Annotated in this window: 22 protein-coding genes; 6 read left to right on the top strand and 16 right to left on the bottom strand. The window is 66.1% G+C overall.

Going from position 1 to position 23,139, the window contains the following annotated elements; all coding sequences use genetic code 11:
- Positions 1-54 precede the first annotated feature (54 nt).
- The 6 genes from NDB2M1_RS19745 to NDB2M1_RS19720 all read right to left on the bottom strand — a co-directional run bounded on the left by NDB2M1_RS19745 (position 55) and on the right by NDB2M1_RS19720 (position 5,184).
- Positions 55-1,242, bottom strand: coding sequence for a phage major capsid protein (locus tag NDB2M1_RS19745; protein ID WP_072384466.1), 1,188 nt, complete (start codon positions 1,240-1,242; stop codon positions 55-57).
- Between the two features lie 23 nt (positions 1,243-1,265).
- On the bottom strand, positions 1,266-1,742 hold the full coding sequence (locus tag NDB2M1_RS19740) for an HK97 family phage prohead protease (protein WP_072384465.1): 477 nt from the start codon (positions 1,740-1,742) through the stop codon (positions 1,266-1,268).
- Complete coding sequence (locus NDB2M1_RS19735) at positions 1,739-2,047, bottom strand: DUF6127 family protein (RefSeq protein WP_072384464.1); 309 nt, start codon at positions 2,045-2,047, stop codon at positions 1,739-1,741. Before NDB2M1_RS19735 ends, NDB2M1_RS19740 begins: the two co-directional genes overlap by 4 nt.
- The gene (locus NDB2M1_RS19730) at positions 2,044-3,207 is read right to left on the bottom strand and encodes a phage portal protein (protein ID WP_072384463.1); all 1,164 of its coding nucleotides are present in this window, start codon (positions 3,205-3,207) and stop codon (positions 2,044-2,046) included. Before NDB2M1_RS19730 ends, NDB2M1_RS19735 begins: the two co-directional genes overlap by 4 nt.
- Before the next feature lie 118 nt (positions 3,208-3,325).
- Positions 3,326-4,657 carry a DNA-packaging protein gene (locus NDB2M1_RS19725; RefSeq protein WP_253185962.1) on the bottom strand — a complete coding sequence of 444 codons (1,332 nt, stop codon included), beginning with the start codon at positions 4,655-4,657 and terminating at the stop codon, positions 3,326-3,328.
- On the bottom strand, positions 4,654-5,184 hold the full coding sequence (locus NDB2M1_RS19720; protein WP_072384461.1) for a hypothetical protein: 531 nt from the start codon (positions 5,182-5,184) through the stop codon (positions 4,654-4,656). Before NDB2M1_RS19720 ends, NDB2M1_RS19725 begins: the two co-directional genes overlap by 4 nt.
- A gap of 262 nt (positions 5,185-5,446) precedes the next feature.
- Between NDB2M1_RS19720 and NDB2M1_RS19715 the strand changes: the two genes are divergently transcribed.
- On the top strand, positions 5,447-6,091 hold the full coding sequence (locus NDB2M1_RS19715) for a YqaA family protein (protein ID WP_054122489.1): 645 nt from the start codon (positions 5,447-5,449) through the stop codon (positions 6,089-6,091).
- Positions 6,092-6,145: 54 nt separating this feature from the next.
- Here the strand turns inward: NDB2M1_RS19715 and NDB2M1_RS19710 are convergent, their stop codons facing one another.
- The 6 genes from NDB2M1_RS19710 to lgt form a co-directional block, all read right to left on the bottom strand.
- Positions 6,146-6,682, bottom strand: coding sequence for an adenine phosphoribosyltransferase (locus NDB2M1_RS19710; RefSeq protein WP_072384460.1), 537 nt, complete (start codon positions 6,680-6,682; stop codon positions 6,146-6,148).
- A 77-nt stretch (positions 6,683-6,759) separates the two neighbouring features.
- A complete protein-coding gene (locus tag NDB2M1_RS19705) occupies positions 6,760-7,596 on the bottom strand; it encodes a cytochrome c1 (protein ID WP_072384459.1) in 837 nt (278 codons plus the stop codon).
- Between the two features lie 34 nt (positions 7,597-7,630).
- Positions 7,631-8,935, bottom strand: a complete 1,305-nt coding sequence (locus NDB2M1_RS19700; RefSeq protein WP_054122486.1) for a cytochrome b — start codon at positions 8,933-8,935, stop codon at positions 7,631-7,633.
- 11 nt (positions 8,936-8,946) lie between these two features.
- Positions 8,947-9,510 (bottom strand): ubiquinol-cytochrome c reductase iron-sulfur subunit, encoded by a 564-nt coding sequence (gene petA, locus NDB2M1_RS19695; protein ID WP_171955454.1) that lies wholly within the window; start codon positions 9,508-9,510, stop codon positions 8,947-8,949.
- A gap of 314 nt (positions 9,511-9,824) precedes the next feature.
- The gene (locus NDB2M1_RS19690; RefSeq protein WP_072384458.1) at positions 9,825-10,883 is read right to left on the bottom strand and encodes a class I SAM-dependent methyltransferase; all 1,059 of its coding nucleotides are present in this window, start codon (positions 10,881-10,883) and stop codon (positions 9,825-9,827) included.
- Between the two features lie 16 nt (positions 10,884-10,899).
- Complete coding sequence (gene lgt / locus NDB2M1_RS19685) at positions 10,900-11,802, bottom strand: prolipoprotein diacylglyceryl transferase (RefSeq protein WP_054122497.1); 903 nt, start codon at positions 11,800-11,802, stop codon at positions 10,900-10,902.
- Positions 11,803-12,007: 205 nt separating this feature from the next.
- Here lgt and NDB2M1_RS19680 point away from each other — a divergent pair, with 205 nt between their 5' ends.
- From NDB2M1_RS19680 to NDB2M1_RS19665, 4 genes are read left to right on the top strand one after another with little or no spacing between them, the layout of a single operon-like run.
- Entirely contained in the window at positions 12,008-13,723 is a 1,716-nt protein-coding gene (locus NDB2M1_RS19680) for a class I adenylate-forming enzyme family protein (protein ID WP_054122484.1), read from the top strand.
- Positions 13,724-13,740: 17 nt separating this feature from the next.
- Complete coding sequence (locus NDB2M1_RS19675) at positions 13,741-16,488, top strand: [protein-PII] uridylyltransferase (protein ID WP_072384457.1); 2,748 nt, start codon at positions 13,741-13,743, stop codon at positions 16,486-16,488.
- Positions 16,485-17,045: a YqgE/AlgH family protein gene (locus NDB2M1_RS19670; protein WP_054122482.1), complete on the top strand. Its 561-nt coding sequence runs from the start codon at positions 16,485-16,487 to the stop codon at positions 17,043-17,045. Before NDB2M1_RS19675 ends, NDB2M1_RS19670 begins: the two co-directional genes overlap by 4 nt.
- Before the next feature lie 12 nt (positions 17,046-17,057).
- Positions 17,058-17,543, top strand: coding sequence for a GNAT family N-acetyltransferase (locus NDB2M1_RS19665; RefSeq protein ID WP_054122481.1), 486 nt, complete (start codon positions 17,058-17,060; stop codon positions 17,541-17,543).
- Positions 17,544-17,558: 15 nt separating this feature from the next.
- Here the strand turns inward: NDB2M1_RS19665 and gltX are convergent, their stop codons facing one another.
- The 3 genes from gltX to NDB2M1_RS19650 form a co-directional block, all read right to left on the bottom strand.
- On the bottom strand, positions 17,559-18,890 hold the full coding sequence (gene gltX / locus NDB2M1_RS19660; RefSeq protein WP_072384456.1) for a glutamate--tRNA ligase: 1,332 nt from the start codon (positions 18,888-18,890) through the stop codon (positions 17,559-17,561).
- 38 nt (positions 18,891-18,928) lie between these two features.
- Positions 18,929-19,348: a hypothetical protein gene (locus NDB2M1_RS19655; protein ID WP_054122479.1), complete on the bottom strand. Its 420-nt coding sequence runs from the start codon at positions 19,346-19,348 to the stop codon at positions 18,929-18,931.
- Between the two features lie 79 nt (positions 19,349-19,427).
- Entirely contained in the window at positions 19,428-21,083 is a 1,656-nt protein-coding gene (locus NDB2M1_RS19650) for an NAD+ synthase (RefSeq protein WP_054122478.1), read from the bottom strand.
- A gap of 138 nt (positions 21,084-21,221) precedes the next feature.
- On the opposite strand from NDB2M1_RS19650, the gene NDB2M1_RS19645 reads away from it, so the two are divergent.
- Complete coding sequence (locus tag NDB2M1_RS19645) at positions 21,222-22,157, top strand: ribose-phosphate pyrophosphokinase (protein ID WP_054122477.1); 936 nt, start codon at positions 21,222-21,224, stop codon at positions 22,155-22,157.
- A gap of 49 nt (positions 22,158-22,206) precedes the next feature.
- On the opposite strand, the gene NDB2M1_RS19640 is transcribed toward NDB2M1_RS19645, so the two are convergent.
- Positions 22,207-23,100 (bottom strand): haloalkane dehalogenase, encoded by an 894-nt coding sequence (locus NDB2M1_RS19640; RefSeq protein ID WP_072384455.1) that lies wholly within the window; start codon positions 23,098-23,100, stop codon positions 22,207-22,209.
- Positions 23,101-23,139 lie beyond the last annotated feature (39 nt).

The following is a 23,139-nucleotide window of genomic DNA, read 5'->3' as shown; positions in this document are numbered from 1 at the left end:
CGCCGCGGACGCGGAGGCGGGCGCGTCAGGGGATCACGCACCCGCCTCAAGCCATCAGGTCGAGATCTTCAGCAGCTTGATCGCGTCGCTGTCGAGCACCTGCCCGCCCACCCGGCGCGTCGCATAGAACTGCACGTAGGGCTTGTTGGTGTAGGGATCGCGCAGGATCGTCGTCGCGGTCCGCTCGGCGATCAGGTAGCCGGCCTTGAAGTTGCCGAACGCGATCGGGAAATTGCCGGCGCCGATGTCCGGCATGTCCTCGGCCTCGACCACCGGGTAGCCAAGCAGGCGGCTCGGCTGGCCATCGACGATCCCCGCCTGCCACAGGAACGAACCGTCGGCCGACTTGAACTTGCGCACGGCAGCGAGCGTCGCAGAGTTCATCATCCACACCGCGCCCTGCCGCAGCGCTGCCTTCATCGCGAAGACAATGTCGATCAGCTTCGACTCCGGCGTCGCATCGAACGCATTGGCATTGCCCGATGCGATGAACTGCAGCGTACCGAACGGGCGGGCCGTATCGTTTTGCGCCGCCGTCGGGCCGGTCAGGAAGCCGCGCGGCTGGTTGGTGCCGGTACCATTGATGAACGCCGCACCCTCGGCGCGGGCAAACTCGGTGGCGATCTCGCCCGCCAGCCAGCTGCCCACATCGAACGCCGCATCGTCCAGCATCTGCTGCGTCGCCGAAGGATTGGCATAGAGCTCGCCCAGCGGCGGCGCGATCTCGGCCAGCTTCGGGCTGTTCGTCTCGATCCGCGCGCCGGTCTCGCTCGCCCAGCCCGAAGCTGTGCCGCCGATCGAGATCAGGCGGCGGAACCCGCTCGTGCTCGTCTGCACGACATTGGCCACGCTGCGCACCGGGCTCAGCTTGACCAGGCGGCGCGCGATCTCGGCATCGATTGATCGCGGCACGGCAAAGCCGCCGTCGGCAGCCGAGCCGATCGACAGCGACTTGAGCTCGGTCTCGCGGCCCATCCGCAGATAGCCATCCACGAAGCCCTTCAGTTCGGGCGAAGCGTCGGCCATGTCGGCGCCGCCGATCGCATTGCCGATAACCGGGCGCACTGCCGCGCGGTTCACCTTGTCGAGCCTGCCCTTCACTTCGGCGATATCACCGCGCAGTGCTTCGAGCGCAGCCGCGGTTTCATCCTGGCGCGCCATGATGTCGAACGACGCGTCGAACGCGTCGGCCTTGGTCTCGATTGCGCCGATTGCGGCGCTTTCGGGGGTGTTGATGTCCATGGAACCGAACGTCCTTTCTTGGGTCACGAAACGGGTTGGGAGTTAGCTGGCGCCAACCGGCCGCCATTGCTGTCGACGTAGTGGACCCGGGCCAGCTGCTGCATGGGCCGGGTCACCAGGCTGACTTCGATCAGGTCGACGCTGCGGAGCTCACGCCCGCCGCCCTGCGGTGCGGCATCGCGCACCCGATATCCGAACGAGAGGCCGTTCACCGCGCCTTCGGCCAGCGCCTTGGCAGCGGGTCCTGCACCGGGCGAAAGCGAGGCGATCACGCGCAGGCCGTGCCGGTCTTCCTCGGCCAGTTCGACCCAGCCGATGCGCTGCCCAGTCCGGTGCTGCCACAGCAGCGGCAGCCGCACGCCCGCCTCCTTGCGCGCCGCCAACGTCTCGGCAAACGCCCCCGGCACGATCACGTCGCCGCCGCTGTCGCGCTTGCCGAACACGGCGGCATAGCCCGCAAAGCGCAGCTCCGCCGGCGCCGAAGTCGCCGCCGCGCTCACTTCAGCACGTCCTGCGATCCGAAACGGACCGCGATGCCCAGCAGCAGCAGCGCCAGCACGCCGCGCACCACCCAGCCCACCACCGCCTTCCACGCGCTCGCCTTGGCATCGCGCCAGGCCCGCAGCAGCTCACGCAGCTCGGCAAGGTCCTCGTGCGCGGTCTCGTCGGCGAGGCCCATCTGCTCCAGCGCCCGCGCCGCGCCCAGCTCGCTCGCCTCTTCGACGACGGCCCTCAGGGTAATCAGGTCAGAGCCTTCGCTCCCGGCCTGCGCCAATAGGCCGGCCAGCATGTCCTCGCGCTTCATGTCAGGTTCTCCGCAAGGCCGAGCATCTGCCGCTTCTCGGCGGGGGTAAGGAAATCGGCCGCGGTCACCTGCGACCACAGCGCCTGCCGGTCCTCGGCCAGCGCCGGTACCCGGTCGAGCTCGACGGCCAGCGACGCCTCGGCAAACCAAGGTGCCAGCCCCTCCGCCAGCGCATCGAGGATCTTCCCCGCCAGCGGCAGCAGCGTCAGCCGCCAGAGCGCCCGGTTGGCCTCGCGGTAGTTCGAATAGGTGTTGTCGCCCGGCAGCCCGAGCAGCATCGGCGGCACGCCGAATGCCAGCGCGATGTCCCGTGCTGCCGCCGCCTTCAGCGTGGCGAAGTCCATGTCCGCCGGGCTCAGCGCCAAGGTCTGCCACTTGAGCCCGCCTTCCAGCAGCATCGGCCGCCCGGCATTGGTCTCGCCGGAAAACGCTGCCGCCAGCTCGGTCTTGATCCGCTCGAACTGATCCGCGCTCAGCGCCGCACCAGGCTCACCCGGATCATAGACCAGCGCGCCCGATGGCCGCGCTGCATTCTCCAGCAGCGCCCGGTTCCATCGCGCGGCGGCATTGTGGATCGCCACGGCCTCGTCAGCCGCTTCGAGGCAGCCTGCGCCATAGTGGTCATCCGCTGGGTGGAAGGCCCGGATGTGGATGAGATTGGGCCGACCAAACTCGTCCACCGCATCGATCTGCAGCGTCGTCTCGCCCAGTGTATAGCTGAACGCCGCCGGCCAGCCCTTGCTGTCAGGCAGTACCCGCACCCGCTCGGGCCGCAGCGCGAACAGCTCGGCCGGTTGCCCGTCGGCATCGCGCAGCACTTGCACATAGCCGTTGCCGTGCAGCAGCAACTGGCTCGCCAGCGTCTCCAGCAGCGCCTGCCCTGCGCTCGTTGCGCTCACCAGCCGGATCAGTTCCGGTTCCGAAGCGCTCAGCGGCGCGCTTCCCACGCCCTCCGCCACCAGCCGTACCGCACGCTGCGCCACCGGGTTCTTGAGATAGGCCTCGCGGATCGCCGCCGGATAGTTCAGCGGCCCGCGCGCTTCACCGCCGCGCCACTGGAATGCCTCGGCCCAGGGCGAAATGAACCCGCGCGCCAAAGGCGCACGTTCGGAAACCGCGGCGCCCTTGAAGGCCGCCGCGAGGCTTTGCAAAATCGACATGTCCAGCCTTTCAAATTGTCTCCCCTCCTGCTCGCGGGAGGGGCAACACCGTCACGCCCCCCCGTTTGCGGGAGGGGCCGGGGGAGGGCGTGTTCGGCCAAGCGCGAACCTTGGCCCCTCAATCAAACCAGATGCGCGGCTCTCCCGTGCGTCCCAGCATCAGCTCGCTCAGCGCCCAGACACAGGCATCGGCCCGGTCCGGCGACCGTCCGGGGCCCTGATAGGTTCCGCCGGGCAGCAAGCCGCACAGCTCGTCTTCCAGCCGCGCAAAGAACCCGGCATGGCGCACCCGCCCTGCCTCGTAGAGCGCTGCGACGGGTTCGGCCCGTGCCGCTTTGCCGCGCCGTGCATAGGCGAGCCTGAGTGGCAACGCCGCATTGGCCGCCCGCAGCACGGACTCCACCATCGCGCCGCCCTGGTTGGCCTCGGCCACTACCCGGTCCGCCGACCATGCACGGGCCGCGTCGGCCACCGCGCGCGCCCAGCGCTCCGGGCTGGGCTTCTCCACCGAAGCGTCCGCCAGCACCCGCGCCACGCCATCTTCGCTCAGCCCACAGACCACGATCCCGCAGGCATCGCCGTCAGCGCTGGCCGGCGGATCGACACCGACAACCACGCGGGTCATCCCCGGCGCCGCACCGTTCTCGCGGCAGGCCTCGAGCAATCCGCGCGTCCACAGCGCGCCCGGCAGATCATCGATCAACTCGCCATCCAGTTCCTGACGGCCCAGCAAGGTGCCGCCGAACTCCCGAGTTACATCGGTGATGAACCGCCCGGGCAGGTTTTCCGCATTCTCCAGCGTCGATCCCCGCGTCAGAACGACATCGTCAGCCTGGCCGACTTGCGCCATCAGCCGCCGGACCAAAGGCACCGCGCGCGGCGTCGTCGTCGCCACGATCTGCGGCGCCTCGCCCAGCCGCAGGCCAAGCATCAGGTTGTCCCAGCACCGCCGGGCCTGCCCTTGATTGTCGTCCCACTTGGCGATCTCGTCGCACCAGGCATGGCTGTGCTGCGGCCCGCGCAGGGCCTCGGCGTCCGCCGCCGAATAGAGCAGCGCCTGTGCTCCGGTCGGCCACACGATCCGCCGCAGCGAGGGTTCGTAGCGGGGTCTCATGTACGGCGAGCTTATTGCCATCAGCCCGCTCTCGCCTTCCACCATCACGCTGCGTGCCTCATGCAATGACGAGGCGACGAGCGCGATCCGGGCCTCATGGTTGCTTTCGGCCACCATCCGCACCCACTCCGCACCGGCTCGCGTCTTGCCGAAGCCGCGCCCCGCCATGATCAGCCAAACTCGCCAGTCGCCTTCCGGCGGCAGCTGCGAGGCCCGCGCCCACATCGGCCAGTTCGTGAGGACAACGGCGCGCTCACCCTGATCGAGCTTGTCGGGAAGCTTCCGGGCAAGCCCGTCCACATCGTGGCGTAGAAAGTCGAGCCGGTCCCGCCTCACGCTGGATCCTGGGGCTTGGGCAGGATCGCCACGGCCATAGTGGCGGCGTCGCGCTGCGCTTTCGCCTCCATGACCCGGCGCCGCAGTTCGTCGACCTTGCGATCGATCGCGGCCCGGATTTCCTCGGCGCCGGTATGGCTCCGCTGGGCGCGTTCACGTGTCGCCATTTCCCGGTGTGCTGCCAGCAGGCGCAGCGCGGTGGCGTTGTCGAAGGTCCTGACGCCTTTCTTGGCGCCGGTGGCGGGCTTCACCTCGCCGGTGCGGAGCCGGCAGAGCAGCTCCATCTCGAGATTGTCGTAGCCTTCGCAAAGCGCCACCTGCCACTCGCGGTTGAACTCGTGATTGAGTCGCCGCCGGGAATAGGCGGTCGAAACATCGACTGATGCCGCGCGGGCCGCCGCCGCGACATTCGAGGTATCCGCAAGCGCGGCAAGGAAGGCGTCGACCCACCCGGGTCGAGCGTCCGACTTGGTGCGACGCAAAGGGGCGGCGGTGCGCGGTTTGCGCGCGTTGGATCGCTGGGCCATGAGAGTTCCGTCGCTGGGAGAAGGGACACCGGAAATTCGCTGCCGGGGAAGCGACTCGGTCTATCGCGATGTTCCCGTTATGTACTCAATCAGCGTGACGATGTCAAGAAAAATGTACCCATATGGTTAAGAACTTCGCCCCCTAGCGCTCAGGCGACGGCTCGCTTAGGGAATGTTTGGAATGCGCTGCTAAGGGCTGCTTGCGGGACCCGTCCCGATTCTGCCCGCCGGTGCCCAGTCGATCAGCCGAGTACTCAGCCCAATGCTTCGCAGCCTCTACAATTGGACCTTGGCCAAGGCCACGCACCCGCTCGCCGAAGTCTGGCTGGCCCTGTTCTCGGCGATGGAAGCCAGCTTCTTCCCGGTTCCGCCGCACCCGTTGCTCGGGCTGATGTGCCTCGCCGAACCGAAGAAAGCAGTCCGCTACTCCGCGATTGCAACCGCAGGGTCGGTGCTCGGCGGCCTCCTCGGCTATGCGATCGGCTATTTTCTCTTCGCCAGCGTCGGCAAGCAGCTGCTCGAGTTGCTCCACCTCGCCGAAAGCTTCCCCCGCGCGGCCTGCTATTTGCGCGAATACGGGGTCGAAATCATTGTTATCAAAGGCGCGACGCCGATCCCGTTCAAGCTGCTGACGATCACCGCCGGCTTCATCGCAATGCCGATCATCCCGTTCCTGCTCGCCAGCATCGTGAGCCGTTCGATCAGCTTCATGATCGTGGGCGGCCTGTTTCGCCTGTTCGGGGCGCCGATCAAGCGCGTGATCGACAAGTACCTCGGCCTCGTCACCATTGGCTTCGTCGTCTTCATCGTCGCAGGTTTCTATCTCGCCGGAGTCGTCAGCGGTGCCAGCAGCGGCAGCGCCGAAGTTTCCGCGAAGTGCGCCAAGGCGACCCTCGCAACGCTCTGATCCATTGCCCTCACGCCTTCAGGCGAGTGGGGTAAGGGGGCACTACACCCGGCGTCAGTGCCCGGGAAAGTCCATCAGCGCTTCCACGGTAACTCCAGCTCCGCGCAGCCGTTCAGCACCATGCAGGTCTGGCAGATCGATCACGAACAGCGCGTGATCCACCTTGGCCCCCGCGCCGCGTAGCAATTCGGTCGCCGCCAGCGCCGTCCCGCCCGTGGCGATGAGGTCGTCCACGATCACCACGCGGTCGCCCTTGCCGATCGCGCCGGGATCGATCTCCAGCCGGTCACGCCCGTATTCCAGCGCATAGTCGATGCCCACCGTGCGCACCGGCAGCTTGCCCGGCTTGCGTACCGGTACGAACCCCTTGCGCATATATGCCGCCACCGCCGCGCCGAAGATGAACCCGCGCGCTTCCATGCCGGCGATCAGGTCGGCACCTGCCGCTTCTGCCATCCGTGCCAGATGCGCGATGCATGCTGCAAAGCCCTCACCATGCCGGATCAGCGTCGTCACGTCGCGGAACAGGATTCCCTTGGCGGGGAAGTCGGGCACGGTGCGCACCAGCGCCTTGATCTCATCCTTGGTCATTGCGGCCTTCCATAATCGCGCCCACAAAAAAGGCCACCGTTGCCGGTGGCCTTTGTTTGTTGCCTGAGGCGATAGTCTTAGTGCTTGTCAGCCCAGACATTCCGCTTGGCGAGGTAGGCAAGAACCGTGGCTGCCAGCAGGAAGCCCAACACCGGCCAGCCCGTCTGCTTGCGCTTGTCGAGCTTCGGCTCAGCCGTCCAGGTCAGGAACGCCGAAACGTCCATCGCCATCTGGTCGACCGTCGCCTTGGTGCCGTCGCTGTAGGTCACCTGACCTTCGCTGGTCAGCGGCTGCGGCATGGCGAGGTTCAGGTTGGCGAAGTACGGGTTGAAGTACAGGCCATCCGGCGTCTTCGCGTCGGGGAACTTCTTGAGCAGTTCCTCGCCCGCTTCGTTCTTGTAGCCGGCCTGATCGACATAGCCGGTCAGCAGCGAGTGGATGTACTGCGCGCCGCCATGACGCGACTTGGCGATCAACGAGAGGTCCGGCGGATTGCCTTGCCCTGCGTAGTACACCGGCGGGAAGTGGTCCGAAGGCAAGTTCGGACGTTCGCCGCGGTCACCGGTCTTGGGATCGAAGGTCTGGGCCTTGGTGCCCCAGTTCTTCGCGATCGCCTTCACTTGGGCTTCGTTGTAGCCCAGCGCGCCGAGGTCGCGGAACGCCACCTGCTTCAGGCTGTGGCAGTTGGAGCAGACTTCCTGATAGACCTTGAAGCCGCGCTGCAGCTGCGCCTTGTCGAAGGTGCCGAAGGGCCCGTCGAACGAGAACTTCACGTCCTTCGGGTGCATGTGGAACAGCTTCTCCGCGCTCGGCGGGGTGGGCTGTGTAGCCGCGTTGTAAGCACCGACCCCGAAGGACAGGAGCAGCGCGGCTACGAAGAAGAGGCCAACGAGCGGGCCAAATAGACGGACCATGAGGTTTCCCTTTGGATGTGCCGGGTTGGCAGGCTCAGGCGACAGCTGGGGCCGACGGCGGGGTCGCTGGAGCGAGGGTGGCGTGCTCGTCCTTGCCCAGCACGGCCTCGGTGATCGAGAACGGCAGCGGCTGCGGCGTCTCGATCGACGAGACGATCGGCAGGATCACGAGGAAGTGCAGGAAGTAGTACATCGACGCGATCTGCGAGATCATCACGTAGGGCTCTTCCGCCGGGGCGCCGCCGCAGTAGCCCAGCACGAGCACGTCGATGACGAGCGCGTAGAAGAACTTGCGGAACAGCGGACGGTAGTGGCCCGAACGGACCGGGCTCGTGTCGAGCCAGGGCAGGAAGAACCACACGAGGATCGCGCTGAACATCGCGAGCACGCCCATCAGCTTCGCCGGGATGATCAGGAAGTCCGAGGTGAAGGCGCGCAGGATCGCGTAGAACGGCCAGAAGTACCATTCGGGAACGATGTGCGCGGGGGTCGAAAGCGGGTTCGCCGGGATATAGTTGTCCGGGTGGCCCAGCAGGTTCGGTGCGAAGAACACCAGCGCGCAGTAGACCATCAGGAAGATGCCGAGGCCGAAGCCGTCCTTGGCGGTGTAGTAGGGGTGGAACGGCACGGTGTCCGATTCCTGCTTCACCTCAACGCCGGTCGGGTTGGACGAGCCGGGGATGTGCAGCGCCCAGACGTGGAGGATGATCACACCCAGGATCACGAAGGGCAGCAGGAAGTGCAGCGAGAAGAAGCGGTTGAGCGCGGCGTTGTCCGGCGCAAAGCCACCGAGCAGCCATTCCTGCAGCGGCGGGCCGACCAGCGGGATCGCCGAGAACAGGCCGGTGATGACCTTGGCGCCCCAGAAGCTCATCTGGCCCCAGGGAAGCACGTAGCCCATGAAGGCGGTCGCCATCATGAGCAGGAAGATCACGACGCCCAGCAGCCAGATCATTTCGCGCGGGGCCTTGTACGAGGAGTAGAAGAAGCCGCGGAAGATGTGGGTGTAGACCACGATGAAGAACATGCTCGCGCCGTTGGCGTGGGCATAACGGAGCATCCAGCCCCAGTTCACGTCGCGCATGATGTGCTCGACGCTGTCAAACGCCACGCCGGCATTCGCCGCGTAGTGCATGGCGAGGACAACGCCCGTCACGATCTGCAGAACCAGCGCGAAACCGGCGAGCACGCCGAAGTTCCACATGTAGTTCAGGTTGCGCGGAACCGGATAACCGGCGCCGACCGCGTTGTAGACAAAGCGGGGGAGGGGAAGCTTCTCATCGATCCACTGCATCAGCGGATGCGACGGCTTGTATTCGTTCGCCCAGGGAAAGCTCATCGTGTCAGTCCTCAGCCGATCTTCACGACAGTGTCGGAAGAGAATTCATGGGGGGGCACCTCAAGGTTCTTGGGCGCGGGGCCTTTGCGAATGCGGGCCGCGGTATCGTAGACCGAGCCGTGGCAGGGGCAGAAATAGCCGCCGAACTCGCCCTTCACTTCGCCCTCGCCGGCGCCGAGCGGCACGCAGCCGAGGTGGGTGCAGACGCCCATCGTGATCAGCCAGTTGGTCTTGCCCGCGGTGGTGCGCTGCTCGAGCGTCTGCGGGTCACGCAGGCTCGCCACATCGACCGCGTCGGCCGACTTGATTTCCTCGGGCGTCAGATTGCGGATGAAGACCGGCTGCTTGCGCCACACGGCCTTGATCGCCTGACCCGGCGCGATCGCCGAGATGTCGATTTCGGTCGAGCTTTCCGCCAGCACGTCGGCTGAAGGTGCCATTTGCGAAATCAACGGATAGAGCGCGGCGAGACCGCCGACGCCTGCGAAGCTCACCGCAGCAATATTGATGAAGTCACGGCGCCGTACGCCGTCACCAGCCATGGTAGCCTCAGCGATGCTTGCTTGTTCAGCCATTGCCATTCCCTGCCTGCGCTGCCGCCGCCACGGATCGGGCGCGATAGCGTGTCCTAAAATGTCCCACACCGATCCGGCGGGAAAGTGCCCAAAGGGACGCTCGTCCAGCCATGCCGCACCAATCCCCCGCCTGCGCGAGAGTCCGGTCCCCTTGGGCGCGCCTGATAGACGCAAAGCCTTGCGTTTGCCAACAAGCATTTTGTCGCGAAGGCGAGGCAGCTAATCGCATTTTAAACAGGGACTTGGCTGATTACTGCAAGTCATTCGCAAGACCGGTCTTGCTGCGGTGTGACAAAGTATCAATCGGCCGCCTTTCAGGTGACTCGGTGGAGCCCTGCCCCATCGGGCCATCCCGGCGCCGCAAGACCCATCACCTTGAACAAGGCGCCCATTTCCGCCGGGGCGGTGAGGCGGATCGTCGCTGCCTCGATGGCCTCCGCCGCCTGGGGCGCCGCCCGCGCAAGGCTCCCGGCCCGTGCCCCGATGCCGAGGGCGGCAAGCCAGTGCCCTTGCGTGCTGGTCCCCAACCAGCGCGCACCGGCCTGCTCTGCAACTTCGCCTAGCGTGGCAAAGTCGACATGCGCGGTGAGGTCCGCCTCGCCCGGCGCGGCAAAAACATCCACTTTCCGGTGTGCGCGAACCGCCTGCAAGGTGCTGCCCAATTGCGGCTCGGCATAGCCATAGTCGATCAACAGCGCCGCGCCACCCTGCGCCGCAAGTCGGCCCGCCACTTCCTGCACGATCGTCGCCGCAGCCGGCGATGCCTCGACGATTGCGCCTTCGGCCGCCGTGGCGAAGCGCTCAGGTACCGCCGCATCCATCGGCCTTGTCCCCGCAACCGGGAGGAACGCACCATCAGCATCAAGCCCCACCATGCGTTCGCGCCAGCCGCTCGCCGTGCGCACCAGCTGCCGCACCGGCAGTGCATCGAGGAACTCGTTGGCGACGATCAGCAAGGGCTTGTCCGTCGGCAACCCGGAAAGATCGTGATGCCACACCGCGCCCGGATGCGCCGCTTCCTGCAGGGCCTTGAGCGCCGGACTGGTCTCGACAAAATGCACCTCGGGACAGAGCCCGCCGCGCCGGGCCGCCCGCAGCGCATCCCGCGCCAAAGTCCCGCGTCCAGGGCCAAGCTCCACATAGCAGGCACCCTCCGGCCTCCCGGCGCGCTGCCAGAGATCCGCCAGCCACAGGCCGATCAGTTCGCCGAACATCTGGCTGATCTCGGGCGCGGTCACGAAGTCGCCCGCCGCGCCCAGCGGATCGCGCGAGCCATAGTAGCGCGCGTTCGCCTCGGCCATGTAGTGCGCGATCGAGATTGGCCCGGTTGCCGCAATCAACCGCGCGAAAACTGCCGTCAGCCCCTCTGTCATCGCTCCCGCTCCGCGCTCAGGATACGATTGTCTGCCCCGCAGTCTGCCCGGCCGGCTGGATCGTCACCGCCAGCGGCGGGCTCATCAGCGCGCGGAACGCGAGGCCCAGCCCGATCGCCATCATCGGCAGGGTCAGCCACTGGCCCATCGAGAGCCCGCTGCGCATCGCGAAATCGAGCAGCTGCGCGTCCGGCTCGCGGTAGAATTCCACCATGAACCGCGCCAGCGCATAGCCGAGGCCAAATACCCCCACGAGCAGGCCCGGCCGCCAGCGCGCGCGGGTCCTCCAGAACAGGAGGAACAGCACGACGCCGAGGACGAGGCCCTCCAGCAGCGCCTCGTACAGCTGGCTGGGATGGCGCGGCATCGGGCCAGCGCCGGGGAACACCATCACCCACGGCACTTTCGAATCGGTCACCCGCCCCCACAGCTCGCCGTTCACGAAGTTGGCACAGCGGCCGAAGAACAGGCCCGGCGGCACGCAGACGGCGATGTAGTCGCAAGTCCGCACGAAGTTCAGCCCGCCGCGCCACGAAACCCAGGCGATGGCGATGACCGTGCCGATCAGGCCGCCATGAAAGCTCATGCCGCCCTCCCACAAGCGGATCAGCCGCGCAGGATCGGTCAGCAGTTCCGGCGCATAGAACGCCGCATAGCCAAGCCGGCCGCCGAGGATGACTCCCAGCGTGGCGTAGAAGAACAAGTCATCGGCATGGCGCTGCGCCAGCGGTGCGCCCGGCTGGCGGATCATCCGTCCGAGCTGGAAGTAGGCCAGCATGATCCCCGCCAGATAGGCAAGGCTGTACCACTTGATCGCGAAAAACCCGAGGTCGATCGCGATCGGCGACAGGCCGAGGTTCTCCCAGTGCAGCGGCGGGTGACCCGCAACAGCGGCGGCTGCGGCGGCCGATAGTGACAGCAAGGGTCAAGCTCCCTAGAGTTCTCGCAACGACGAGGTTTGTAACAGAACGGTTTTGTTTTGTGCCGCGTGCGCCGCAGCCTTGCGCGGCCTTCTGGCACAGGGCAAACCCGTCAGGCAAACCGAATAAAAGGTTGGACCCCGACGCTGTACCTTTTGCAGGGTAGCCAAGCGAATTGGGGCTGAGAGGAGAGTTCAGATACCCATGTTGACCCAGCTCGATCGGGATCTCGCCCAGGTGATGGATGGGCTTACCGCCCCCGGCGGCATGCTCGCCACCACACCCTTCCGCGCCTTCGATCGCGACCTCCCGATGATTGCTGCCGCCCCGCCCACGCTCGGCGCCTATTTCACCCAGTTCTGCACGTTCCACGGCGCGAAGGAGTACATCGTCGATGGTGATGTGCGCCTGACCTTTGCCCAGACGCTCGAAGCCGCGCGAATCGCCGCAGGCGGCCTCGTTGCCGGGCATGGCCTCCAGAAGGGTGACCGCGTCGGCATCGCCGCGCGCAATTCGGCGAACTGGATCGTCGCCTACATGGCGGTGCTCATGGCCGGCGGCTGCGCTGTCCTCATCAACGGCTGGTGGCAGGGCGAGGAAATGGCCCAAGGTATCGACATGGTCGGCTGCCGCATGATCATCGCCGACCGCCAGCGTGCCGAGCGCCTGACCGGCATCGCCCACGGTGCCGAGATCATCCCGCTCGTCCACGATTGCTATCCCTCCGAAGGCCTTGCCGCGCTCACCGCCAAAGGCGGCGATGCTTCTACCCCGCTCCACGAAGTCGGACCCGACGATCTCGCCACGATCCTGTTCACCTCGGGCTCGACCGGCGTCTCGAAGGGCGCCTACTCCAACCACCGCGGCGTGGTGCAGGGCACCTTCAGCTACCTCGCGCAGAGCGTCATGGTCCTCGGCCTGATGACCGCGCGCGGCGAGGCGCCCCCACCGAACGCGCAGCCCATCGCGCTCGTCAACGTGCCGCTGTTCCACGTCACCGGTGAAGTGCCGCTGATGCTCCAGTCCTACGCGCTCGGCCGCAAGCTGGTGCTCATGCCCAAGTGGGATGCGGTCACTGCGATGCAGCTGATCGAGCGCGAGAAGGTCACCTACTTCGTCGGCGTCCCGCTGATGAGCTACGAGATCGCGACGCACCCCGATCACGACAAGTACGACCTTTCGACTTGCGTCACTTTCGCCGCCGGCGGTGCTCCGCGTCCGGTCGAGCACGTCGATCGCATCCGCAAGGCGCTGCCCCACGCCTTCCCGATTCTCGGCTACGGCCTCACCGAAACCAACGGCGTCGGCTGCGGAAACTTCAACGAAAACTACATCGCCAAGCCCGGCAGCACCGGCACCCCGTCGCGCCCGCTCGTCGATCTTGCGATCCTTGACGATAGCGGAAACCCTGTCGTGCAGGGCCAGCTCGGCGAAGTCGCGATCCGCAGCGTCTGCAATTTCCTCGGCTACTGGGACAACCCCGAGGCGACCGCCGCTGCGATAATGCCCGATGGCTACTTCCGCACCGGCGATCTCGGCTATCTCGATCCCGAAGGCTACCTCTTCATCGTCGACCGCAAGAAGGACATCATCATCCGCGGCGGCGAGAACATCGCCTGCATCGAGGTCGAAAACGCGATCTACGCGCACCCCGGCGTTGCCGAAGCCAGCGTGTTCGGCCTGCCCGACGAGCTCTACGGCGAAGTCCCCGTCGCGGTCTATCTTGCCAAGGAAGGCTGCACGGTAAGCCCGGACGACCTGCGCACGTTCCTCGCCTCCCACATCGCCGCCTTCAAGATCCCCGTGCAGTTCTGGGAAGAACATGAAGCGCTGCCCCGCCTCGGCACCGAAAAGGTGGACAAGCGCACCCTCAAGCAGCGCTACGGGGCGCAATGGCAAGAGACGCGCAAGGCGGGATAGGCTAGAGGGGAGGGGTCATGATCACCCCCCGGATTCCCAACCAGCGCGCCATCATCGATCGCCGGGCGCTTGCCGATGCGATTGCCGAACAGGTCGCGGCGCAGGGCGACAAGGCCCGGACCGCGATCGTCGAGCTGCTGCGCTATGCCCTTGCCAAAGGGCGTGACGAACTCGCCCGGCGCTTGCGCGAAAAGCCTTCGCACGGAACCGAATGCGCGCAGGGTCAGGCCTTCCTGATCGATCAATTGGTGCGCGTGATCCACGATCACGTCGTCGGCCACGTCTATCGCGCGAGCAACCGCTCGACCGGCGAACGCATCGCGCTGGTCGCGGTCGGCGGCTACGGGCGCGGCGAGATGGCGCCTCACTCGGACGTCGACATCGCCTTCCTCACCCCGACCAAGCCGACGGCATGGTGCGAGCAGGTGATCGAGGCGATGCTCTATTTCTTCTGGGACCTGGGTCTCAAGGTCGGCCAGTCTAGCCGCTCGCTCGACGAGATGGTGCGCATGGCGCGCAGCGATCTCACCATCCGCACCGCGCTGCTCGAAGGCCGCTATATCTGGGGTGACCGCGCTCTTTACGAAGAAGGCTCGCGCCGCTTCTGGGCCGAAGTCGTCACCGGCACCGAGCGCCAGTTCGTCGCCGAGAAGCTCGCCGAGCGCAACGAGCGGCACAAGAAGCTGGGTGACAGTCGCTACGTCGTCGAGCCCAATGTGAAGGAAGGCAAGGGCGGCCTGCGCGACCTCCACACGCTCTACTGGATCGGCAAATACATCCACAAAGTTCGAGATCCCAGCGAACTCGTCGAAGTCGGCCTGCTCACCGCTGCCGAATACCGAGCCTTCCGCCGCGCCGAGAGCTTCTTCTGGTCGGTCCGCTGCCACCTCCATGCCGTCACCGGCCGCGCCGAGGACCGCCTGACCTTCGATCTCCAGCGCGAAGTCGCGCTGCGCATGAACTTCGCCGATCGCCCGGGCAAAAGCGCGGTCGAGCGCTTCATGCAGTACTTCTTCCTGCAGGCGACGCAGGTCGGCTCGCTCACCGGCATGTTCCTTGCCCAGCTCGATGAACAGTTCGCCAAGACGAAGCTCGGCTTCTTCGCCGCGCTGCGCGGCCGCCGCAAGCGCAAGATCGGCGCCTTTCCGATCCAGGCCGAAAAGCTCGGCGCCGACGGCGATGATTTCTTCCGGCAGGATCCCGTCCGCCTGATCGAGATCTTCCTCGTGGCCGACCGCGAGGGCCTCGAAATCCACCCCGAAGCGATGCGCCTCGCGCGGCGCGATTCCGGCCTGATCGACGCATCGGTCCGCCGCGATCCGCGCGCGAACACGATGTTCATGGAACTGCTCACCAGCCGCCGCGACCCCGAAACCGCGCTGCGCTGGATGAGCGAGGCGGGCATCTTCGGGCGCTTCGTCCCCGATTTCGGCCGCGTCGTCGCGCAGATGCAGTTCGACATGTACCACCACTATACGGTCGACGAGCATACCATCCGCGCCATCGGCCTCCTGTCGCGCATCGAGAAGGGCGAGGAAACCGAGCAGCATCCGATGGCGACCGAGGTCATCTCGAAGGTCGCCTCGCGCCGCGTGCTCTATGTAGCGACCCTGCTCCACGATATCGCCAAGGGCCGGCGCGGCGATCACTCGATCCTCGGCGCGGAAATCGCGATGAAGCTCTGCCCGCGCCTTGGCATGTCGCCGGCCGAAACGGAACTCGTCGCATGGCTGGTGCGTTGGCATCTCCTGATGAGTGCAACCGCCTTCAAGCGCGATCTTGCGGACTACAAGACCATCGCCGACTTTGCCGGCCGTGTGCAGAGCCAGGAGCGGCTGCGTCTCCTCCTGGTGCTCACCATCGTCGATATCCGCGCGGTTGGCCCCGGCATCTGGAACTCGTGGAAGCGCCAGCTGCTGGGCGATCTGTTCACCTCCACCGAGGAAGTGCTGCGCCTCGGCCACAAGCAATATGGCCGCGCCGAACGCATTGCCGCCAAGAAGAAGGCTGTCGCCGCCCTCCTCAAGGAGCGCGACGCCCTCATCGGCACGGTCGGCAAGCAACTCGGCGATGCCTACTGGATCGCCGAGCCCGAGGACATCATCGCGCTCAACCTCCAGCAGATGGATATCTCGCTCGATGAGCCGCTGACAGTCGAAGCCCACTGGTACCCTGCGCGCGGAGCCACGCTCGTTACCGTGCTGGCCGCCGACCACCCCGGCTTGTTCTACCGCATCGCCGGCGGCATCCACCTCGCCGGCGGCAACATCATCGACGCGCGCATCCACACCGCGCGCAACGGCCTCGCGGTCGACAACTTCCTCGTGCAGGATCCGCTTGGCCGCCCGCTCAACGAGCCCGCGCAGATCGCCCGGCTCAAGAACGCCATTGCCGATGCGCTCGCCAACCGGGTCAAGCTCCTGCCCCAGCTTGCCGCGCGCCCCTCCGCCCGCCCCCGCGCCGAGGCGTTCGAGGTCGAGCCCATCGTCATCTTCGACAACAAGGCCTCCAACCGCTTCACCGTGATCGAGGTCGGCGCGCGCGATCGCCCCGCGCTGCTCAGCCAGCTCGCCCGCGCACTGTTCGAGGCGCGGCTGGTCGTCCACTCCGCCCACATCGCCACTTACGGCGAACGCGCGGTCGATACGTTCTACGTGACCGACCTGCTCGGCGAGAAGATCGAGGCCGATACCCGCATGCGCGCCGTCGAGAAGCGCCTGATCGAAGCGGCGGAGGATCGTCGCAGCAAGGCCGCCGCGGCATGACCGAGGCGCAATACCTCGCCGGCCGCATCCTCCTCGCCATGCCCGGCATGGGCGACACCCGCTTTGATCACGCCGTCATCGCGATGTGCGTGCATGATGAACACGGCGCGCTCGGCATCGGTGTCGGCAGCATTCGCGAAGGCGTGACCCTGCACAGCCTGCTCACCGACGTCGGCATCGATCCCGGCGTCGCGCCCGATGGTCCGGTGCTCAACGGCGGTCCGGTCGAAACCTCGCGCGGTTTCGTGCTCCACAGCACCGATTGGGGCGGCAGCGGTTCGGTAGAGGTCAGCCCGCTCTGCGCCTTGTCCGCTTCGATGGACGTCCTGCGCGCCATCGCCGAAGGGCGCGGCCCCTCGAAATGGCTCGTCGCGCTCGGCTATGCCGGCTGGGGCGCCGGCCAGCTCGAAGGCGAAATGCGCCATCACGGCTGGTACGCCGCCCAGGGCCGCAGCGAGATCCTGTTCGAAACCCCCGTCGCCGCCCGCTGGGCCGCCACCTGGCGCGCCGAGGGCATTGACCCCTCCCACCTCGTCAGCCAGACCGGCCGCGCCTGAGCCGTGCCCCCTATGCTGATCCGCCGCGCCGAAGCCGGAGACGCTGCCGCAATCTGGGCAATCATCGAGCCGATAATCCGCGCCGGCGAGACCTATGCCCTAGATCGAGCGATGAGCGAGGCCGACGCGCTGGCCTACTGGCTCAGTCCTGATCGTGAGACGTTTGTGGTTGAAGCGGATGGCGCCATCCTCGGCACCTACTACCTTCGCGCCAATCAGGCTGGCGGCGGCAGCCACGTTTGCAATTGCGGCTACATGACGAGCCCTGCCGCCATGGGCCGTGGCGTGGCCCGCACCATGTGTGCCCATTCGATCGAACAGGCCCGCGAACGAGGTTTTCGGGCCATGCAGTTCAACTTCGTTGTCAGCACCAATGAGCGAGCTGTCAGCCTCTGGCAAACGCTGGGGTTCGAGATCGTCGGGCGTTTGCCCAAGGCATTCCACCATCCGGTCCGAGGTTATGTCGATGCCCTGGTCATGTTTCGCGGTCTCTGCTGACCCTTCTGATGAACATCACTTTCCTGCGAATCGCTGCAGTGCCTCATCCTTGCCAATCAGCGGCAGCAGCGCCTTCATATCCGGTCCGTGGTCCATGCCTGTCAGCGCCTGCCGCAGCGGCAGAAACAGCGCCTTGCCCTTGCGTCCGGTCATGTCCTTGAGGGCTCCGGTCAGCGCACCCCAAGGTTCGTCCGACAAATCAATTCCTGCGAGGACTGTCGCCGCCTGATCCAGAAAAGCCCGCGTTTCCGCATCGAATTCCGGCGCCGCAATCGGCCCCGTTACGACGCGCCACCAATCGGCAGCTTCAGCCACAGCGTTCAGATTGGGCCGGATAGCCGCCCACGCAGCTTCGCCCATACCCTTCGGCAACCGCTCCGCCACCCGCGCAAACGGCAGCCGATGGATTACCGCTGCATTCACCCGCGCCAGTTCCGCATCATCGAACCGCGCCGGCGCCCGTCCGAACCGGGCAAGGTCAAAGCTCGCCGCCAGGTCGTCCGCGTCCAGCGCCGGATCGATCGGATCGCTCGTGCCCAGCCGCGCCAGCAGTGCGATCAGCGCCTCGGGCTCGATCCCGCTCTCGCGCATCTCTGCCACGCCTAGCGAGCCCAGCCGCTTGGAAAGCTTGCCCTCCGCGCCCGTCAGCAGCGCCTCATGCGCAAAGCGCGGCACCTGTGCACCCAGCGCCGCGAACATCTGCAGCTGAGTTGCGGTGTTGGAAACATGGTCCTCGCCGCGCAGCACGTCGGTCACGGCCATCTCGATGTCATCGATCACCGAAGGCAGCATGTAGAGCCACGATCCATCCGCCCGCCGCACAACGGGATCGGACATCTGGCGTGGATCAAAATGCTGCGGCCCGCGGATGCCATCCACCCACTCGATCGGCGCCTCATGGTCGAGCAGGAAGCGCCAGTGCGGTGCCTCCCCTGCCGCAGCCCGGGCGGCATGGTCCGCCTCGCTCAGTTTCAGAGCGGCGCGGTCATAGATCGGCGGCAGCCCGCGTCCGAGCAGCACCTTCCGCTTGAGCTCCAGCTCCTGGGCCGTCTCATAACAGCGATAGAGCCGCCCCGCCGCGATCAACTTCTCGAACGCCGCCTCATAGATCGCAAAGCGCGCCGACTGCCGCTCCTCGCGCTCGGGATGGAGCCCCAGCCACGCCAGATCAGCCCGGATCGCCTCGACGTGCTCCTCGCGGCTGCGTGCAACGTCGGTATCGTCGATCCGCAGCAGGAAACGCCCGCCGCTTTTCTTCGCCAGCAGCCAGTTGTGCAGCGCCGTGCGGATATTGCCGACATGCAGCGTGCCGGTGGGCGAGGGAGCGAAGCGCGTAGTGACCGTCATGGCCTGTGCCTATAGCGGCCCCCGCTTGCCCGACAAGGTCAGCGCATCAGCATCAGCGCGTGCGTGCAGGCAGCCCACAGCGGCTCATGGCGGTCGGGCCGGACAAGGCCGCCAATCGCGGCGTCGAACGCCGTTCGGTCCCTTGCGCACCCGGCCTCGGCGAGCAGGGCCACCGTCGCCTCGTCCGGCGAAAGACGCTGGCAACACGCTCGACCGACGACGAAAGGTTCAGGCCACGCCTGCGCCACCGCACGCACCAGATCATGCACGGCATAGGCCGCCTCGCAATTGCACAGTCGCAGGGCCAGTGCCGGCAAGGGGTCGGTCCGATCGCGTGCGGCAAGCGCGCAAAGTCGGAAGGCATGAACCACTTCCTGCGCGGCAGGGCTTTGCGCTTGCAACACGCGCGGCTTGGCGAGTGCAGCGATGGTGGCGGCGTAGCGGGTGAGCGAAGTCATGGCCAAACCTGTCTGTTGCGAACGATTCGCAAGTTATCAGGTCGCGCTCCTTCGTCAATGCGAATCGTTCGCAATAAGATCAGCCGGTGCGGAAACCATGCGTAATCGGATAGCGCCGGTCGCGCCCGAAGTTGCGCATGCCCAGCTTCACCCCCGGCGGGGCCTGACGACGCTTGTACTCCGCCACGTTGAGCAACCGCTCGATCCGCGCGACTGTAGCCCGCTCGAAGCCTTCCGCCACCAGTTGGTCGACGCTCTTCTCGTGCTCTACCAGTCCCAGCAGGATGCCATCGAGCACCGCGTAATCCGGCAGCGAATCCGAATCCTTCTGGTCCGGGCGCAGTTCGGCACTGGGCGGCTTGGTGATGATCCGCTCGGGCATGACCATGCCTTCCGGCCCCAGCCCGATCTTGGGCCGCGCGGCATTGCGCCAGCGCGAGATCGCGAACACGGTCGTCTTGTAGGCGTCCTTGAGCGGGTTGTAGCCGCCGTTCATGTCACCATAGATCGTCGCGTAGCCGACGCTCATCTCGCTCTTGTTGCCGGTCGTCACCAGCATCGGGCCAAACTTGTTCGAAAGCGCCATCAAGGTCGTGCCGCGAATGCGCGACTGCAGGTTCTCCTCGGTGAGGTCCGGCGAGCGGCCCTCGAACGTCGGCGCCAGCATATCGGCAAAGGCATCCACCGCCGGCACGATCGGGATCGTATCAAGCCGCACGCCCAGCATCTTCGCGCAGGCCTCTGCGTCTTCAAGACTCTCGGCGCTGGTATAGGCACTGGGCATCATCACGCACCACACCCGCTCCGGCCCCAGCGCATCGACTGCAATCGCCGCGCAGATTGCCGAATCGATCCCGCCCGAAAGCCCAAGGACCACGCCGGGGAACCGGTTGGTGTTCACATAGTCGCGCAATGCCAGGACCATCGCGCAGTAGATATCCTCGGGATGCTCGGCGAGTTCGCAGACCACGCCCGGCTGGCAGCGCCAGCGGTTGCCGACCTTGTTCCAGACCGTGTCGACAATCGCTTCTTCCCAGTCCGGCAGCTGCGCCCACAGCGCGCCCTCAGGACCGACGACAAAGCTCGCCCCGTCAAACACGACTTCATCCTGCCCGCCGACGCGGTTCACGAAGACCAGCGGAATGCCGGTATCGATCGCCCGGCGCTTGGCCACGCCTTCGATCCGCAGCTCTTCCTTGTCGATCTCGTAAGGGCTGCCATTGATGCAGATGAAGATTTCGGCGCCCTGTTCGGCCAGATGGCGGCAGACCGGTGCGTGCCAGATGTCCTCGCAGATCGGCAGGCCCAGCATCGCGCCGCGAAACGGCACCGGCTCCGGCAGCGGACCGGGCAGGAAATAGCGCTTCTCGTCGAAAGTGCCGTAGTTGGGCAGTTCGACCTTGAAGCGCACCGCCGCCACTTTGCCCTGATCAAGCAGCGCCACCCCATTGTGCAGCGCTCCGTCGCGGACGAACACCGAGCCGACCAGCATCGCCGGCCCGCCGTCCGCCGTGGCCGCCGCCAGCGCATCCAGCGCAATCGCCGCGCGTTCGATCAGCGCCGGCTTCAGGATGAGGTCTTCCGGCGGATAGCCGATCAGCTGCAGTTCCGGATAGACGATGAGGTCGCTGCCCTCCGCGCGTTCGCGCACGGCGAGCATCGCGGCGGTGTTTGCGACCAGATCGCCGACCTTCTGGTTGAGCTGGGCAAGTGTGATGATGAGTGTATCGGCCATGGGGTGACCCTAGGCGGCATTGGCCCGGCAGTTCAAGGACCACCATTGGTGCAAAACCGTATGTCGGAACGTTGCAATGCTGTCATCTTGGGCTAAGGGCGCAGCCATCGCCCAGATTCGAGGGACTCGGGGAAGCCCATGAAGATCATGTCCGGCAACGGCAACCTGCCGCTGGCCCGCGCCATCGCCGCCTATCTCGAACTGCCGCTGACCGAGGCTTCGGTCCGCCGCTTTGCCGACGAGGAAGTCTTCGTCGAGATCCACGAAAACGTGCGCGGCGAGGACGTGTTTATCGTCCAGTCGACCGGCTACCCGGCCAACGACAATCTGATGGAACTGCTGATCTGCATCGATGCGCTGCGCCGCGCCTCGGCCAAGCGGATCACCGCAGTAGTTCCCTACTTCGGCTATGCAAGGCAGGATCGCAAGCCAGGCCCGCGCACGCCGATCTCGGCCAAGCTCGTCGCCAACCTGATCACCACGGCGGGTGCCGACCGCGTCCTCGCCGTCGATCTCCATGCCGGGCAGATCCAGGGCTTCTTCGACATCCCGACCGACAACCTCTTCGCCGCGCCCGTCATGGCCGCCGATATCCAGACGCGCTACGGCGGTCAGGACCTGATGGTCGTCTCGCCCGACGTCGGCGGCGTGGTGCGTGCCCGCGCGCTGGCGAAGCGGCTCGACAACGCCCCGCTCGCCATTGTCGACAAGCGGCGTGATCGCCCCGGGCAGAGCGAAGTGATGAACATCATCGGCGACGTTTCGGGCCGCATGTGCATCCTGATCGACGACATCATCGATTCGGGCGGCACGCTCTGCAACGCGGCGCAGGCCCTGCTCGATGGCGGCGCCAAGGGCGTCGCGGCCTATATCAGCCACGGCGTGCTTTCGGGCGGTGCAGTGGCGCGGGTCAACAATTCGGCGCTCAAGGAACTCGTGATCACCGACACGATCCTGCCGACCGATGCCACCCAGGCCTCCGACCGCATCCGCGTGCTCACCATCGCGCCGCTCATCGGCGAAGCGATCCGCCGCATCGCCGACGAAAGCTCGGTCTCCAGCCTGTTCGACTGACTTGAAAAGGTTCCGGCCTCCCCTGAGGGGGAGGGTGCGGGACATCCCGTCAGAGGCCGAATGCCTCCAATGCGGCCTTGGCGATCACATCGCCGCGCTCCTGCACGAAGTGGCCCCCATCCGCGATTTCGAGCGGGAGCGGGCAGCCGTGGATCGTCTTGCGCAAATTGGCCATGACGTCCGGTCCCAGCACCGGGTCCATCATCCCCACCGCCATGAAAGTCGGCCCGCGCCAGTCATCGTGCCACCAAGCCGCCGCACGCTTGGCCTCGGCGACGCCTTCCATGTCCGGATCCGTCATCACCAGTTCCGGGAAGCGTCGCACGCCCGATTTGTAGGTCGCATCGGGGTAGGGTGCGCCATAGGCCGCTGCCTCGGCATCGCTCAGCCCAACTTGCGCCCGCTTGAACAGGGCCGGAATGTCGAGGTCCGGCTGGCTGCGATTGTAGGTCCGCCATGCATCGAAACCCGGCCCAGCCGAACGCCCGGTCGGGATCGCCGTGTTCATCACCAGCAGCCGCTCGAATCGCTCCGGCATCTCCGGCGGGATCGTGAGACCAAGAATGCCGCCCCAGTCCTGACACACGAGCGTCACGTTCTGCAGATCCAGCGCCTCGATGAACGCCATCAACATCCCGCGATGAAAGTGGAAGGTATAGACCGCCTCCTCCACCGGCTTGTCCGAACGGCCAAAGCCCAGCAGGTCAGGCGCGATCACCCTGTACCCGGCATCGGCGAAGACCGGGATCATCTTGCGGTAGAGGTAGCACCAGCTCGGCTGGCCATGGAGGCACAGGAACGTGGTCTTCGCATCGCGCGGCCCTTCGTCGAGGAAGTGGACCCGCAGCCCCTCATAACCCTTCAGAGTGTCGGTATAGTGCGGCGCAAAGGCATAGCCGGGCAGGTTCTCGAACCGCCTGTCATCGGTACGCAAGGCTTCCATTGAGCCTGTCTCCCATCGTGTTATCGTATCGCCGCGACC

This window comes from Novosphingobium sp. NDB2Meth1, assembly GCF_900117425.1.
Lineage (GTDB): Bacteria > Pseudomonadota > Alphaproteobacteria > Sphingomonadales > Sphingomonadaceae > Novosphingobium.
The sequence above is the reverse complement of the archived record's forward strand: the minus strand, read 5'-3'. Positions and strand labels throughout refer to the sequence as shown.